At 43.6% G+C, this 15,820-nt stretch carries 12 protein-coding genes and 1 other RNA gene; 5 read left to right on the top strand and 8 right to left on the bottom strand.

Annotated elements, in window-relative coordinates; translation table 11 throughout:
* Positions 1 to 2: 2 nt before the first annotated feature.
* Both L1271_RS13135 and L1271_RS13130 read left to right on the top strand, forming a co-directional pair.
* A complete protein-coding gene (locus L1271_RS13135; protein ID WP_206471603.1) occupies positions 3 to 1,418 on the top strand; it encodes an FAD-dependent oxidoreductase in 1,416 nt (471 codons plus the stop codon).
* Between the two features lie 393 nt (positions 1,419 to 1,811).
* The gene (locus tag L1271_RS13130; protein WP_010606434.1) at positions 1,812 to 2,207 is read left to right on the top strand and encodes a DUF1801 domain-containing protein; all 396 of its coding nucleotides are present in this window, start codon (positions 1,812 to 1,814) and stop codon (positions 2,205 to 2,207) included.
* 28 nt (positions 2,208 to 2,235) lie between these two features.
* On the opposite strand, the gene recN is transcribed toward L1271_RS13130, so the two are convergent.
* From recN to nadK, 3 genes are all read right to left on the bottom strand, one after another.
* On the bottom strand, positions 2,236 to 3,912 hold the full coding sequence (gene recN, locus L1271_RS13125) for a DNA repair protein RecN (protein ID WP_235368031.1): 1,677 nt from the start codon (positions 3,910 to 3,912) through the stop codon (positions 2,236 to 2,238).
* Between the two features lie 95 nt (positions 3,913 to 4,007).
* Positions 4,008 to 4,589 carry a hypothetical protein gene (locus tag L1271_RS13120; RefSeq protein ID WP_010606436.1) on the bottom strand — a complete coding sequence of 194 codons (582 nt, stop codon included), beginning with the start codon at positions 4,587 to 4,589 and terminating at the stop codon, positions 4,008 to 4,010.
* 62 nt (positions 4,590 to 4,651) lie between these two features.
* The gene (nadK, locus tag L1271_RS13115) at positions 4,652 to 5,536 is read right to left on the bottom strand and encodes an NAD(+) kinase (RefSeq protein ID WP_045990546.1); all 885 of its coding nucleotides are present in this window, start codon (positions 5,534 to 5,536) and stop codon (positions 4,652 to 4,654) included.
* A gap of 90 nt (positions 5,537 to 5,626) precedes the next feature.
* Between nadK and L1271_RS13110 the strand changes: the two genes are divergently transcribed.
* Positions 5,627 to 6,562 (top strand): HrcA family transcriptional regulator, encoded by a 936-nt coding sequence (locus L1271_RS13110; RefSeq protein WP_171039494.1) that lies wholly within the window; start codon positions 5,627 to 5,629, stop codon positions 6,560 to 6,562.
* Positions 6,563 to 6,627: 65 nt separating this feature from the next.
* Positions 6,628 to 7,245 carry a nucleotide exchange factor GrpE gene (gene grpE / locus L1271_RS13105; protein ID WP_102056533.1) on the top strand — a complete coding sequence of 206 codons (618 nt, stop codon included), beginning with the start codon at positions 6,628 to 6,630 and terminating at the stop codon, positions 7,243 to 7,245.
* A gap of 66 nt (positions 7,246 to 7,311) precedes the next feature.
* Here grpE and L1271_RS13100 read toward each other — a convergent pair whose 3' ends face one another.
* From L1271_RS13100 to ssrA, 4 genes are all read right to left on the bottom strand, one after another.
* Positions 7,312 to 8,352 (bottom strand): tetratricopeptide repeat protein, encoded by a 1,041-nt coding sequence (locus L1271_RS13100; protein WP_174168588.1) that lies wholly within the window; start codon positions 8,350 to 8,352, stop codon positions 7,312 to 7,314.
* A gap of 97 nt (positions 8,353 to 8,449) precedes the next feature.
* The gene (locus L1271_RS13095) at positions 8,450 to 9,130 is read right to left on the bottom strand and encodes a substrate-binding periplasmic protein (protein ID WP_227387232.1); all 681 of its coding nucleotides are present in this window, start codon (positions 9,128 to 9,130) and stop codon (positions 8,450 to 8,452) included.
* A gap of 221 nt (positions 9,131 to 9,351) precedes the next feature.
* On the bottom strand, positions 9,352 to 12,060 hold the full coding sequence (locus L1271_RS13090) for a CHASE domain-containing protein (protein WP_235368030.1): 2,709 nt from the start codon (positions 12,058 to 12,060) through the stop codon (positions 9,352 to 9,354).
* Between the two features lie 329 nt (positions 12,061 to 12,389).
* Positions 12,390 to 12,746, bottom strand: a transfer-messenger RNA (tmRNA) gene (gene ssrA, locus L1271_RS13085).
* A gap of 688 nt (positions 12,747 to 13,434) precedes the next feature.
* Here ssrA and L1271_RS13080 point away from each other — a divergent pair.
* Positions 13,435 to 15,087 carry a DUF342 domain-containing protein gene (locus tag L1271_RS13080; RefSeq protein WP_069019829.1) on the top strand — a complete coding sequence of 551 codons (1,653 nt, stop codon included), beginning with the start codon at positions 13,435 to 13,437 and terminating at the stop codon, positions 15,085 to 15,087.
* Positions 15,088 to 15,133: 46 nt separating this feature from the next.
* On the opposite strand, the gene rnt is transcribed toward L1271_RS13080, so the two are convergent.
* On the bottom strand, positions 15,134 to 15,808 hold the full coding sequence (rnt, locus tag L1271_RS13075) for a ribonuclease T (RefSeq protein ID WP_010375437.1): 675 nt from the start codon (positions 15,806 to 15,808) through the stop codon (positions 15,134 to 15,136).
* Between the last annotated feature and the right edge of the window lie 12 nt (positions 15,809 to 15,820).

The raw sequence follows: 15,820 nt of genomic DNA, 5'->3' as shown, positions 1-15,820 counted from the left end.
CAATGAGCGAGAACGTTTACCAATTTATCGATGTACAACGTGTAGATCCGCGCAAAAAGCCTATTTCTACGCGTAAGCAATCTTTTGTTGAAATTTATGAGCCATTTTCTGAGCAGCAAGTTCATTCGCAATCCGATCGTTGTTTAGATTGTGGTAATCCGTATTGTGAATGGAAGTGTCCAGTTCACAACTATATTCCGCAATGGCTCAAACTTATTCGTACCGGCAGAATCATTGAGGCAGCGGAGCTATCTCACCGTACCAATAGTTTGCCTGAAGTGTGTGGTCGAGTATGTCCGCAAGATAGGCTTTGTGAGGGGTCGTGTACGCTGAACGAAGAGTTTGGTGCAGTGACTATAGGAAATATTGAAAAATATATTACTGATACGGCGTTTGCACAGGGCTGGAAGCCTGATCTTTCTTACGTTACTTGGACTGATAAGAAAGTCGCAATCATAGGCGCGGGTCCGGCAGGGCTTGGCTGTGCAGATATTCTAGTGCGAAACGGCGTGCGCCCTGTGGTGTATGATCGTAACCCAGAGATTGGTGGCTTGCTGACCTTTGGGATCCCGTCATTCAAATTAGAAAAATCGGTAATGGAAAACCGTCGCGAGATTTTCACCGAAATGGGCGTTGAGTTTAAACTCAATACCGAGGTTGGTCGTGATGTCTCAATGGACGAGTTATTGTCGCAATACGACGCGGTATTCTTAGGTGTGGGGACGTACCAAAGCATGAAAGGTAATCTTGCAAATGAAGATGCCGATGGTGTTTATGATGCGCTACCATTTTTGATTGGTAACACCAACCGAGTTATGGGCTATGACGAAAGTCAGCATAACTATGTGAACATGGCTGGTAAGCGCGTGGTGGTACTAGGTGGTGGTGACACAGCGATGGACTGTGTTAGAACGTCAGTCAGACAAAATGCGCAATCCGTGATCTGTGCTTATCGTCGTGATGAAGAAAACATGCCTGGCTCAGTTCGAGAAGTTAAAAATGCCAAAGAAGAAGGGGTTGAATTTAGATTCAATTTACAGCCGGTTGGTATTGAAATTGACAGCTCAGGCAAAGTCACGGGCGTTAAAATGGTGAAAACACAATTAGGTGAACCTGACAAAAATGGTCGCCGTAGTGCTGAAACCGTGGAAGGCTCTGAGCATACACTAGAAGCCGACGCGGTGATCATGGCATTTGGTTTTAAGCCTCACAACCTTGATTGGTTAGCACAATACGATGTCGCAATAAATCACTGGGGCGGTATTGTTGCACCAGAAAAAGGCGCATTTACACATCAAACAAGTAATCCTAAGATCTTTGCCGGTGGCGACGCGGTACGAGGTTCTGATTTAGTGGTAACGGCGATTTTTGAAGGCCGCAACGCTGCTGAAGGCATTTTGGATTATTTAGAAGTTTAACGCTTTTGTCGTTCACAAACCCCAACTACATTCGTTGTAGCTGGGGTTTTTTTATTTGAATTTTGCGTAGGGACTGTTTATCTTTTAAGTTTGTTTTTGCAGCAGTTTGATTGATGTTTATACAAGGCAGAGTCTGCGTAGCATAGTTGTTCTATGTGAGTCAGGCGATAACACAGTAGAAATGCTAATCAAGCGCTGCCCTTTGGGTTCACCTGAGTGTGCTTTGTTCATTGTTGCTCAACTTTTACCTAGATTACTAGGCGGTAAGTTGAGCGTCGCGACCAAAACGCACTCAGAAGAACAAAAATCAAACAGCAAAGGTCAACAGGCCCTTGTTAGCCACTAACTTAATTTTACTCAACATATATTTATCAATAGTATTAAGGAAAGATCATGAATGAAACAATAAACTCAGGCGCTGATGCGGTCACTGCAAAGATAGCGAGCTTAAGCGATTGGCGTGCAGTGGTATTGCAGCAGGTCAGAAGTCTGATCCTAAGTGTTGATAAAGAGGTAGAAGAAGATATCAAGTGGCGTAAGCCAAGCAACCCAACAGGAGTGCCTGTCTGGTCAAAAGCTGGCATGATCTGCACGGGCGAAGTATACAAAGATAAGGTCAAACTTACCTTTGCATACGGTGCAAAGTTTGAAGATGAGCACCAGTTATTCAATACAGGGTTTGCAGGTAACACTCGACGGGCGATTGATATAAAACAGCAGGACACCATCAATGAAGCCCATTTCTGTACATTGATCCGCGCAGCAATTCGGTATAACGCTGCGCGTTAATCAACAGGAGCAATCAGCCTGATAACGGCTAAGCACTTTGTACTTGTAATAATTCTTTTGCACTCGCTCTTGTCGTGTCACTTATTTTATCTCCACCAATTAACCTTGCTATTTCATCAATGCGTTGGCTTTCTGCCATTGGGGTCATTTTGGTAAAGGTTTCGCCATGTTCTACCCGTTTTGCGACAAAGAACTGGTTGTGACCACTGCATGCCACTTGCGGTAAATGGGTAACACAAATAACTTGCGTGGACTGGCCAAGCTGACGTAGCAATTTACCTACGGTTGCAGCCGTTGGACCTGATATCCCTACATCAACTTCATCGAAAATCAAAGTGGGTGTCGTAACGCGTGTTGCGATAATCACTTGAATGGCTAAGCTTATCCGAGATAGTTCACCACCCGAGGCAACTTTGCCCATAGGCTGTAAAGGTTGGCCTGGGTTAGTAGAGACGTAAAATTCAATGTGGTCATACCCAAGAGGGCTCGGTTTAGCGCCAAGATTAGGCGTTAACTGGATCTCAAATTGACCATCACCCATCGCAAGCTCTTTCATACTTGCAGAAATACGTTCGTTAAGAGATGCACTGGCTTGCTGGCGGCTTTGACTTAATCCTTGTGCAGCTTGGTTATAAGCGTTGATGGCTTCAGCAATTTCCTCCTCTAATGCATCCAGTCGTGCAGAATCAGAGCTAATAGACTCAAGCTCGTGTTGTAGTGCTTGATGGTGCTGATATAGCAATTCTGGCTGAACTTGATGCTTTCTAGCTAAATCTAGAGCTTGAGAGAGTCTATCTTCTAGCTCTTGTAGTCGCATCGGATCTTGTTCGACTGAATCAGAATAACTGCGGATCTCTCTACTGGCTTCTTCCACTTGTACTGCTGCCTCTTCAAGCACTTGCGCAATATTCTCAAGGGTTTTGTCAAAACTGGTGAGTTCAGAGAACACTTGTGCACTTTGTTGTAGCTGCGATAGCACAGTCTGCTCGTCATTTTCATAAAGGCGAGAGAGCTCACGGTGGCATTGTTCTAAAATGGTTTGGCTATGGCTTAGGCGTGAATGTTCGGTCTCAATATCTTCATATTCGCCTTCTTGTAGGGCAAACTCGTCAAGCTCCGCTACTTGGTACTCAAGAAGTTGTTTTTTTGCGGCTTGTGCCTGTTGTGACTTTTGTAGTTCGGCATATTCTTTTTGCAGTTTATGGTAGTGATTATATTGGCCCTTAACTGCTTGTAACAAAGTCGTGTGGCTAGCATAGGCATCTAGCAAGTGCAGTTGATATTCTGGCTTTAGCAGTAGCTGATGGGCGTGTTGTCCATGGATTGCAATAAGATGTTGGCCTAACTCTTTTTGCTGGCCAGCAGTAACAGGGGAGCCATTGATGTAGCTTTTACTACGCCCACTTTTACTAATAACACGACGAAGAATACATTCATTCTCTTCGTTATCTAGCATATGCTCCGTTAGAAAGCGTTTGGCAGCTGGGAGATTTGAAACATCAAACTGAGCAGAGATATCCGCTTTGTCGGTACCTGGACGAATAGCAGAAGGATCAGCGCGCTCACCGAGACATAAAGAAAGCGCATCAATTGCAATGGACTTACCTGCGCCTGTTTCACCTGTAATTGCGGTCATGCCACAATGCCAGTCAGTATTTAGCGCACTAACAATAGCAAAATTTTGAATATTTAAAGCTAAAAGCATACTGTACACCCTAACAGAGAATTACTGTTAATTTATACAGTATTTTGTTGTTTAGCAACTCAAATTAAAAAATTCTGCTAAAAATAATAGCAAGATTAACCGACGGCATGCTCTTTTACTAAGGCTGCTGCTTGCTTTTGTTGGTTGGATGGCTCTGAGCTAGTTAGTTCTGGTGAGTCTAATACATCTTCATCTTGCTGTTGTGCTGGTGTTTCAGGTGTTTGAATGCGAGCAATGAGGGCCGGGAGCATCTCGCGATAGAAATCGCGATTATAGGCAATGCCTGCCGTGGGTAATTCGGCAACAAAATATTGTAATTGCTCAGCAAGCAAATCCATATTGCCATTTGAGCGACACTTATTGAGCTCGTTTGTCACTGAATAGATAAATAACTCAGACACTTTTTCCAGTTGCGCCAAGTTCTCTTCCGAGTGCGCTTGAACAACAAAAAAGTTGCCAACAATTGCATTGATCTGCGGTGCGTATTTTGGCCTTAAAATCTTCGCTTCGACGAATTCAGCAACTTTAAGTTTAAAGTTGCTACTAATCACTTTTAAACGATCGTTAAAGGCTTTTTTTTCCGCTTCACGGGCTTTTCTTCTATTATTTTCAATCACTAAATACACTGAAAGTATAGTGATAAGCAGCGCCAATGTGAAAAATACAACGTAAGCCATTTTATTGTTATTTACCTAAATTAGAAAAATTAACCAAGGTTATTTTGCGTAACTTTGCGTGCTTAGTAAAGCCTACTGCCCCAATTTAATTTCTGTCTAAGAACATTGTAGTAGGAGTAGCATTTAGGGTGGATCAATCTTAGTCTTTTCTCCGCTTTTTTGATGATAACCTCGTCGCCAGGTAGCACAGCCAGTACAACATGGCTGTCACAACTTACTTGTAAGCTGTCGGTGTTTTCTAGACTTAACTTAAGTTTGACTTCTTTTTCTGCATCCACCACTAAAGGCCGGCTGGATAAGGTATGCGGAAACATAGGCACCAAAGAAATAGCGTCGAGTTCTGGGGTTAAAATAGGCCCGCCACCAGAAAGCGAGTAAGCGGTTGACCCCGTCGGTGTCGAGACAATTAAACCGTCTGAGCGCTGGGAAAATACAAAGTCGTCGTTGATAAAGGCCTCAAATTCAATCATATGAGCAACCTTATCAGCGTGTAATACGGCTTCGTTCATTGCTAAATTTGCGCTTTTAAGTTGGTGATGTCGATATACTGCCACCTCTAACAGAAATCTCGATTCTTCAATAAATTGGCCGCTTAACACCGCTTCTAGCTGCGCTTCAAAGCCTTCGGGGTTCAAATCTGTCAAAAAGCCTAAGTTACCGCGGTTAACCCCAATCACGGCGACATCAAAACGAGCCAGTACTCTTGCCGCACCAAGCATGTTACCGTCACCACCAACAACAATAGCAAGATCGCAGCGTTTACCTAGTTCAACTAACTCGACAACAGCGTCTTCGTCTAACGACTTTATTTGCTCCGCAACGCGATCTTCTACGAGTACTTCATATCCTAATGCTTGCAAAAATGTGTAGAGTCGTTGTAAGGTCGTCCCCGCGCCTTCGTGGTTGGGTTTGCCAATTAAGCCGATGGTGTTAAACGTGGTCGTCATTCAGTCATTTGTCCTTGGTATCTTTGTTGCAAGATTATATTAAAAGCGTAGTGCTTGAAACTGGCAATTGACACCCATATTAAAATAATTATGAAACTAAATCCCAGAGATGAACAAATTCTGTGTGCGGTCATGCGCCATTATTGTAATGGTGAAGGGCAGCCTGTTGCATCCAGCAAAATAGCAAAGCAGGACGGCCTTGCTATTTGTTCTGCAACCGTACGTAATGCAATGGCAAGACTTGAAAATCAAGGCTTATTGTATTCGCCGCACACGTCAGCTGGCCGCGTGCCCACCGATCAAGGTGTAAAATTCTGGCTACAGGAGTTTTTTCCTCTGGCTGATGTTGCCGTTCATTGGCAACCAGATCAATCCGCAATAGTCTCTTTTGCCCACTTATTGAGCCAAAACTTCCAGGTCTGTTGCTGCGTTGGATTACCACAAGTTAGCAGCAAACAAATGTTCCGTGTCGAAGTGCTCGATTTTGATCGTAAAAATTGGCTGGTCCTGCTGTTAGACAGAGCGGGGCAATCACACAATATTTGTATAGATAAACCCGTTGATGACTCCGACGCGTTGCGTTACCAGTTCGCGGCTTGGATGAATACTGTATTCAGTCAACAAACTTTAGTTGAAGGGTTGCACCGAATGCGCGCCATGGCACACAGCGCACCGCCGAGTTGTCATCATATTTTGGCCCAGTGGACTAAGCAGTTAAGTCAGCAATTAGGCTCAGATAATGCGATTGTTGTGGGCGAGCGCTACTTATATAACCGCCTAGAGTTGGATAGAGAGATTAATCTTGGCGTCGGATTTTTAGACCAAGTTGAAGACCGCTTGGCGTTTAAAGACGGTGTATCCGTGTTACTTGGCGAAGAGCTAAGCATGCTCGGTTTACATCGCGTAGTGGTGCTTAGTGTGCCGTATTTCTCTAAAGGAGAATATCAAAGTCGCTTTTGCGTCATTTGCCCTGCGGATTCAAAGATCGAAGCTATCTTGTCGGAATTCAAAAAATTGCCGCAATAAAGGGTTGAAACTCTCATTTCAATCCCCATAATTACCGCAGTTGTAAAGAATCGGAGAATCACCACATGTCTGAGCAGACAAAAGCCCCAGAGCAAGAGCTTGAACAAGAACAAACACAAGCGGAAGCGGAAGTTGTAGAAGCACAAGCAGAACAACAAACTCAGGAAGAGCAGGCAGAAAATGCGGGTGAGTTGAGCCCAGAAGAAGAAATCGCTGGTCTGTATGCTGAGCTTGAAACCGCTAAGCAAACTATCGACTCACAAAAAGATAGCGTTGTTCGCGCCGCTGCTGAGCTTGAAAATGTTCGTCGCCGTGCAGCGCAGGATGTTGAAAAAGCGCATAAATTTGCGCTAGAAAAGTTCTCAAACGAATTACTACCTGTAATCGATAACCTAGAGCGTGCGATTGAGTTTTCTGACAAAGAAAACGAAACTTTAAAGCCAGTGCTTGAAGGTATTGATATGACTATCAAGACATTTGCTGATGCCCTTGCTAAATTTGGTGTTGAAGCGGTAAACCCGCAGGGTGAAGCATTTAACCCAGAGCTACACCAAGCAATGTCAATTCAGCCAAGCAATGATGTATCACCAAATACTGTGCTTGCTGTGATGCAAAAAGGGTATACCTTAAACGGTCGTCTATTGCGCCCTGCGATGGTGATGGTCTCTAAGGCTGCTGAATAAGCAAATTCAATTTGAAAAAGCCGCTCATTGAGCGGCTTTTTTGCGTTTAGGAACGAATGTATTTGCTTACCAGCTACACAGCTTCACTCTATCAAACCAAGGGCTTGAAAAAGACTTGGCTGTGATGGGGAGGGGAGCCGTTACTTCGACGCCTAACTCTTTTGCTAAATATCTATGTACTAGTAGCTTTACTTTATCGCTTTCTAACTGGGTATATGCCAGTTGTAACGCTTGCTTAGTGCTTTGGTTGGGCATCTCCCCCTCGAGTTGTTTATAGCGCGCCTCAAGCCATTGTAGCCAAGCTTGTTTTGATTCGTTTGGAAAGGCTGTGGTTAGGGTAGACGTGGGCCCTTGTAAACGTTCGTAGTTCACGATTTGTTTTTGAATAAGAAAGACAAACATCAAGTTAATCCCCGCTGAGATTTGACCCGAGCGTTTATCAACGGCTTGATAGCCCAACAGAGCATGGCGAAAATACTGCTCGGCTTCAAATACTCGACCTTGATCAAGCGCGAGGCTACCCAAATTGCTTTCGATCATTGCAAGTACCGGGGTTTGCTTTAACTCCTCAGCCAATTTGCGTGCTTTGGCATACAATGTTCTCGCTTTTTGGTAGTCATCTTGGTTGCGGGCAACTAGCGCCATACTGTTAGTCAGCGTAAGTCGTTGGCGGTCATTTTCTGCATATTTGTAGGCACACTTAAGACTAGTATCAGCATCATCAAGGTATTCTTGTCGGCGTAACCAAATCCCTAGCGCACTCAAAATGGTAGGGAGGTTGGCTTTAAAAAACATGTCATCTGGATACAGAAAGGTCGCGTTTATTGAGGTATAGAGCCTATCAACTTTGTTTGTTGGTACAGATGCACGAGCGCTCAGCAAATGCCACTGAATAAATAACGGTACAGGTACATCTGGCAGTTGCTCTAAACTGTCGAGAATAATCAAGGATTGTGCAGGGTTAACCGTTAAATAGTCGCTGGCCTCGTCTAGCTTACTTTCAAAATATGAGAAGTCTTTCGCCAACGCATGTTGGCAAAAATAAAATGTACAAGTTACAAAGAGTAAAAACCGAACCAAGCAAATCCCAACCACATTTTTGCGCATCTATTAACTGTAGTCGGCAGTAACAAATAGTTCCAAATCAATTACGACAAACAGCATTATACAAAGATAAGCAACAATGTAGAGGTTACCTCTTCAATTATAAATGGGGATCGGAAACGTGATGAAAAGAAAACAAATTGTTGAGTTCACTCTGGTGCAATTCAATTAGCCGATTAATATTTTCAAGGTCTACAGTGGTTAAACTGACTTTGCTAAGCATATAGCTAACCGGAGTTCTATTCGCGTCGATACCAGAATAGATAACATCGGTATACTCTTTGGCTTGAATAAAGTGCTCGCCCGCGAGCTTATCTTCAACAACATAATCAACTCGCTGTTTACCCAACATTTTAAAGCGGCGAGCGGCATTGGGCAGGTGTACCAGCTGATCGTTATAAAAGTCTTGGATCAGTTTTTCAAAGGCAATTCCATAGTAGCTGCCGGCATTCAGAGCAAATGTGTTTCCTGCAAGGATCAACGACTCGACTTCGCCGCCAATTTTTGGTTTTTCTTTATGTTGGAATAATGCCATGACTTCTTGGCGGTAAGGTGTAGTGAAGTAAGCAAACTTAGCTCTAGATGCCGTTTTGGTCGCAGCCATTAGTACATCTACCTTACCTACCTTTAGCTCTGCTAGCATTCTCGCTGAAGTGGGATAAAAGACATATTCCAAGCAATAAGATGAGTCGTTAAACAAGGTGTTTAGCGCATTAATCTCTAAACCAGAGACATTACCTTCTTTACGGGAAATATAAGGAGGCCACAGTGTTTCGTTCATTCCTATGCGCAAAGTTTTGCTACATTTCGCTAAAGTTTCAAATGCCCAAAATGTGATAAGTAAACTAAGTAAAAGTGATATAGAACATTTCATGGCGTAAATCTCTGAGCGTTTTATAAAGCATGCTTATTTTATCAGCAAAGGAAGACTGGTACACGTGTTTTGTTAAACGATTAAGAATGTTTAATGTATCCGCAAAGTGTTTTTTGCTTCTTAATTTATTATTGTACATTGCGGCTCTGTGCGAGTACGGTTGCTATGGTATTGATAAGCTCAAGCTGCTCTATGGGTTTGGCAACATAACCATCAAATCCGACGCGCTCATACAAGGCTTTGTCTTCCGCAAAGGCATTTGCAGTCAATGCGATTATTGGGATATTGGGATCCTTTCTTTTGAGACGCTTGCAGGCTTCAACGCCATCCATTTCAGGCATTTGAATATCCATAAGTATTAAGTCGGGTTTGTTTAGCTCGAATTGTTCAATGGACTCTTTACCATTATTCGCAATCGTAATATCACCATTGGCTTTACTGATCATAGAACGCACTACCAGCTGGTTTACTGGATTATCCTCAGCCAGCAATATGGACGTACCGCTCAAGTCTGCTGCTGTTAGCGGATCGCCTTTTGGTTGCTCTGATGTACACTTAGCCTTTTGCAAGGGCAACTCGATGCTAAATTGACTGCCTTCTCCGACAGTACTTTCTACTTTTATCGTGCCGCCCATCAGGTCGATTAGGGAGCGGGTGATTGAAAGGCCGAGCCCCGTACCACCAAATTTTCTGGTGGTGGACTTATCCGCCTGCTCAAATCGTGAAAAGAGTTTTTTGATTGTGGCTTCTGTCATTCCTATGCCGGTGTCGGCAACGGTGATAAGCATACCTGAATCATTTTGGAGTGGTTTTATATGGGTAATAATACTACCAGTTTCAGTAAACTTAATGGAGTTTGACAAGAGGTTAAGCAACACTTGCCTGACTCTGACTTCGTCTCCAAGCCAAAACTTATGCTCAAGTTCAACGTAGATCTTAAGTTTTAATCCCTTGTTTTTTGCCAACACTAAGAAATCTGAGCGTAGGTGTTCAACCAACACCTCAATATTAAATGGTCGTTCTTCAAGCTCAATTCTACCGGCTTCAATTTTAGAGAAATCCAAAATATCGTTGATGATAGTATTAAGTGCCTTAACCGAGTAAGTCGCCTTCTCAAGTAGGTTGGTAGCGGTGCTGTTAAGTGGTTCCGACTTTAATAGTTGTAATGTGCCGTATAAGCCATTCATGGGAGTTCGTATTTCATGACTCATATTCGCCAAAAAGACGGCTTTGGCTTTGGCTGCTTGCTCAGCTGCTTCTTTGGCGTGCGAGAGTTCTCGCTCATGTTTGAGCTGCTCAGTGAGATCTAATGCGATGCCCAAAAACCCATCAATATTGCCGTGTTCGTCGGTCAAGGTTGTTACATTTAACTTAATTTGAACGTGTTGATTCTGCTTAGTAACGTAAGTCCATCGACTAGTATCTACCACACCTTGTTTGGCTTTGGCGACAAACACTTCAAACCCAGGTTCAATGACTCTGCCAAGCTCTTCCGTTAACGCTTTTGCTCTTGCTATGACCTCTTCCTCAAGATGGAAAATGGCAGGGGATGATTTACCAATGAGTTCATCTTTTTTGTACCCTAATAAACGCTCAGCTGCAGGGTTAAACTGGGTAATGATACCGTCAGGATCGGTGGCGACAATGGCATAACCCGAACCTTCAACAATGCTGGTGTGAAGTTGGCTGTATTTTACGATTTCTTTAGTTCGTGCTTTTACTTCCTGTTCTAATGAAGAGTTCAGTTTAGCAAGGGACTGTGCTTTTTCTTCTTCGGCTGCTAGCTTTTCCTTTTCTGCTAAGCGCTGACGCGTAAAACTTAAAAGCAGAATATAAGTGATGATTGCCAATAGCGCAGACACCAACAGCGCAACTTGCAAAATGGTATTAGGAGAGACGAGATTGAGTGAACGGATAAATTGCGGAGTTGGCCAAATTTTTACTTCCCAAGAGCGACCAAACAAGGTGACCTGTTTAGCCACTGAGTTATCCAACTCTTTAATATCTTCTTTTAGCACCTGATAAAATGGTGTGTTTTCATCGTTATTGGTTACATCGGAAATTTGAATTGAAACATCTTGTCGAAAAGACAGCAAAGTCGACAGGATCTCATCGATAAGTAACGGGGAATAAGTCCAACCAACTAAGTTGTCTAACCGATTTTCTTCATTTGTTGCCATACCAATAGAGGTATAAATTGGCGCGAGTATCAAAAAGCCGTATTTAATTTTATTGTCGGCTTGCACTAAGGTAATTGGGGCGGTAAGCCTCGGCTCATTGGCAGTTGCAGCTTCTATTGCCGCTGTTCTACGACTAGCTTCGGAACCTATATCCAAGCCGACGGCTTTATCGTTGTTTACTTCGGGTTCAATGTACTGGATAACAAATTTGCTGGTGCTATGTGGGTTTAGCGTTTTGATGGAGAATGTTCTGTCTGTACGCTCAGCTTGTGCTTGTTGCATAAAGCTGCTTACGCTATCAACGGGGACATATTTGATGATCCCCACGCCACGAGCCCCAGAATATTCCGCTTGGAAGTCAAACGACCTGATATAACGCTGCATCGCCTGATAGTCAAAGCTGTGTTGTTGATTCGCATAAATTGCAGTGCGAAGCCCTAAAATACCGTACCAATACAGCGTAACGCGCTCGTTTACACCCTCAGTCACATGGTCAAGCCGTGAGGCAAGTGCCGCCGCTACCTTTTCAGCATGATGCTCCTTTTCTTGCTCATATAACACCAGCCCATAAAGCATACTGCCAACTAACACGAGTAGTGCAGCAACAAGTGGCAAAAATCGGCTCTGGCGAACTGTGTGAGCATTCGCTAACGACACGCTATATTCCTTACGCTTTAAATCTAATCAATATGTTAGTCCAGATAGCATAGAATTGATAGTGATTACGGTGAAGTGACAATCCTGAATTTATGCCTAATTTGGCTCAATAAAGACATATTTTGAATTGTTATTTGGATAAATTGTAGATTGAAATCGGATAAGCCATGTGACCATAAAAGCTAAAATAAATATGCGGATTTTGGGCTTTATATAAATGTGGTCACGATGTGGACATTTTTTAGGATGAAATGTGGATGTTTGCCCCGGAAACAAAAAAGCCAGTTAAAGCATGCTGCTCTAACTGGCTGTTTTAAAACGCTAAAATTTGGTGGAGCTGGGGGGATTTGAACCCCCGTCCGGAAAGCGTCGACCTTCGGTCCTACATGTTTAGTATCGTCTTTTGGTTAACCTTTAAATCTCGGACGAACACGATAAGTAAAGGCGAGGCCGCTTAGTTTTAGCCCTTCAACCCCGGCCAGGGTTTCCGTAGCGATCTTGTGTAGGGTGACACTCCAGAACCAGATCCACAAGAATATCATGGAGGAGTGCTAGCGGGCTATTATGCCGCTAGAGCGTAGTTATCGTCGTTTGCGATTACTTTAAATACGGCTTTTTTACGAGGCCAGCCGCACCTCGACATGCACCTCAGGCTTCTTGAATCCCGTCGAATCCTAATCAGCCCCTGAATAAATTCAGTACTGTTAGTGTCTATACATCTAACAACTAACTATGTCTCGCATTATACATAGGATTAATGCCATTACAATGGCTTAGCATGTGATTTACGCTGGGAGATGTGTATTTGCTTAATATCTCACCGATAAATACACATAGAGACAAATTAGGGTGATGTAACTGAGTTTATTGTTTGGATTTGTATGATAGCTAATCCTGAATCCGCTGCACTCACATCAAGTTGATTCACACAGTGCGTGATAAGATTAAGCTTTTGCTAGCCCTTGAGCTGTCGATAGCAAACGTTTACGTGTGGGTAGTTATTAGAGTCGGTAAAACAGAGATGTATGTATTTTGTCGTGGTTGTCCCCAAAAAATTCATTTTCTTTTCGCATGGATTGAAATTACCCTATCTGTGGCCAAACGCAAACGCTGGTGAGACTTAGCTATTAATTTGTCGAAGTTAAGCTTGAAATATCTTAATTTACCTAAAGCTTTGCACCGTAAAGCCGATAAATCTAAAGAAAATAATAAGTTGTCTTTTTAATGCACAGGTTGATTTACATTCATTTATATTTTGTAGCAGTTCAGGTGATGTTAAGCTTAACAATTTGGCGAAGTTATGCTCAAATGAGTTCGCTGCATTAAAAATAACAACATAACAATAAGATCGTGCATACTTTTCAGGGTTGATGAATGTCATTATTTCGTTTTGATGAGGATGAGGGCTATGTCTACTTACTCTCTCATCCTGTGGAATCCGGATTTCCGGCGAGCTCGTCTCAGCTAGTTGAGATGATAGAGGGGTCGCCATATGCGGATTTTGAAATCATTCATGCCAATATCGGCCAATTATTTACCGCAAGTGAGGCGCCCGAGCAGGACTCGCTGATTGTGGCTCGCGCTATCGATGCTTCTATTTCGGTGCGTATTGAAGAAGGCAACATGCTTGCTGAAGCGAGAGTGACCACAGCCCGTGGTGGTAAGCTGGTTTGTATGAACAAGGCCAAACAAGCATTAAAACAAGCGGGTATTAAAAAAGGCGTCAGTGGCAAAGCCCTCGATAATCTTCTCGGTCAGCAGTTAGAACTCCCTCCTGGACACACTTACAATGGTATTGTTGCGCATGGTCAACGAGCCAAAGATGGCAATGACGCACGTTTTGTGCGCCTGTGTATGACAGCGCAGGACAGAGTGCTCAGCCCACAAGAATCGAGCGGCGGTAAGGTCGATATGCGCAATTTAGGTGCTATCATCACCGTAAAACCGGGCAGCCCATTAATGAAAAAAGTCCCGCCAACTGAAGGCGAGCCGGGCTATACCGTGTTTGGTGACGTGATTGACCCTAAACCAGGCAAAGACGCGCCACTTGAGGTATCAGAAGGCACCAAGCTCGATCCCAACGATAAAAACCTGCTTATTGCCGATTCAAAAGGTGTGCCAGTAGCCATTCCTCGAGGTATGCGCGTTGACGATGTGCTGTGCTATGAAAACATTGATGTGACGACTGGGCATGTTGAGTTTGATGGCAGCGTGATTGTGAGCGGTGATATTAAAGATGGAATGCGTGTGAAGGCTTCGGGCGATATTACTGTTATTGGCTTTGTGGAATCGGCTATTCTTGAAAGTGGTAGCGCGGTCACGATAATGCTTGGCACAATTGGCCGTAAGCGCACTGAAGGTGAACCTTTTTCATGTTCAATTAAAGCAAAGCGCAGTGTTTCGTTAGGTTATGCGCAGTACTGTCGAATTGAAAGCGAACAAGATATTCTCATTGAACGTCAAGCTTTGCATTGTGATTTGGCTTCCAAGCGTTTAATCAAAGTAGGTAAAGGTGAAACCCCTAGAGGCAAACTGATTGGCGGAAATGTATTGGATGCCATGCGTATAGAAACGGGTGAACTTGGGGCACCTTCAGGCACAAGAACACGTATTTCACTAGCCCAAGACTGGGATAGTTTGCACGATAAGCACCGCGAATTAGTGGAGCTGGAAAAGGTGCTGGCGTCCAAAGTCATCGATATTAAACAAGCCATGAATAAAGCACAGGCGTCGCCGCAATCGCAAAAACGAGATGCATATCTTGCCAAGTTGCAGCACAGCGAAGCGCAGATAAATAAACATTATGGCCGTAATCAGCGTAACATCCGGTTAATACAGCAAAAAATACATCGATTAGCACGCTTGAGTCGAGTCACGGTCAATGAGCTAATGCACCCCGGAACCGAAGTAAAAATAGCGAAAGACACTAAACTGTTTTCGCGAATTTACCCGCCTAATTTCGTTAAATTGCATGAAGGTAAAATCATGCAACAGTTTACGACGGCCAAAACCGCAGAAATAGCTTAAAAACGAGCACTTATAAAAATGCCAGCTGGATTTGCTGGCATTTTTGTTATTCGGTGTCGGTTGTTGACTCAGGTTCTGACTCGGCTTCAGGCTCTGGTAATGGCCAACCACCTAATGCTTGCCACTTGTTGACTATGTAGCAAAAGAGCTCTGCGGTGCGTTCTGTGTCGTAAAGTGCGCTGTGCGCTTGACTATTGTCGAACTCGATACCTGCTGCACGACATGCCTTTGCAAGCACCGTTTGGCCTAGAGCAAGCCCTGCAAGTGATGTGGTATCAAAGCTGACAAATGGGTGAAAAGGTGTGCGCTTTATCTTGTTACGCTCAATCGCTGCATTTAAAAAGCCGTGATCAAAAGCGGCATTATGGGCAACGACAACGGAGCGCTGACAGCCTGCGGCTTTTTGGGCTTTACGCACGGCTTTGCAAATTTCTTTCAGCACTTCATCTTCTGCAACTGCGCCTCTGAGTGGTGAAAATGGATCAATGCCATTAAAGTCAATCGCAGCTTGCTCAATATTTGCACCTTCAAAAGGCGCAACATGAAAGTGTACTGTCTGATCTAAGCTTAATACCCCGTCATCGTCCATTTTTAACATACTGACGGCAATTTCTAGTAGGGCGTCAGTATCTTTATTAAAGCCAGCGGTTTCCACGTCGATAACTACAGGAAAGAAGCCGCGAAAGCGTTTTGAAAATAGCGTTTGCTCGGTATCAGACATAATCTTCTTGGT

It is taken from the genome of Pseudoalteromonas sp. OF5H-5 (assembly GCF_021530695.1).
Lineage (GTDB): Bacteria > Pseudomonadota > Gammaproteobacteria > Enterobacterales > Alteromonadaceae > Pseudoalteromonas.
The sequence above is the reverse complement of the archived record's forward strand: the minus strand, read 5'-3'. Positions and strand labels throughout refer to the sequence as shown.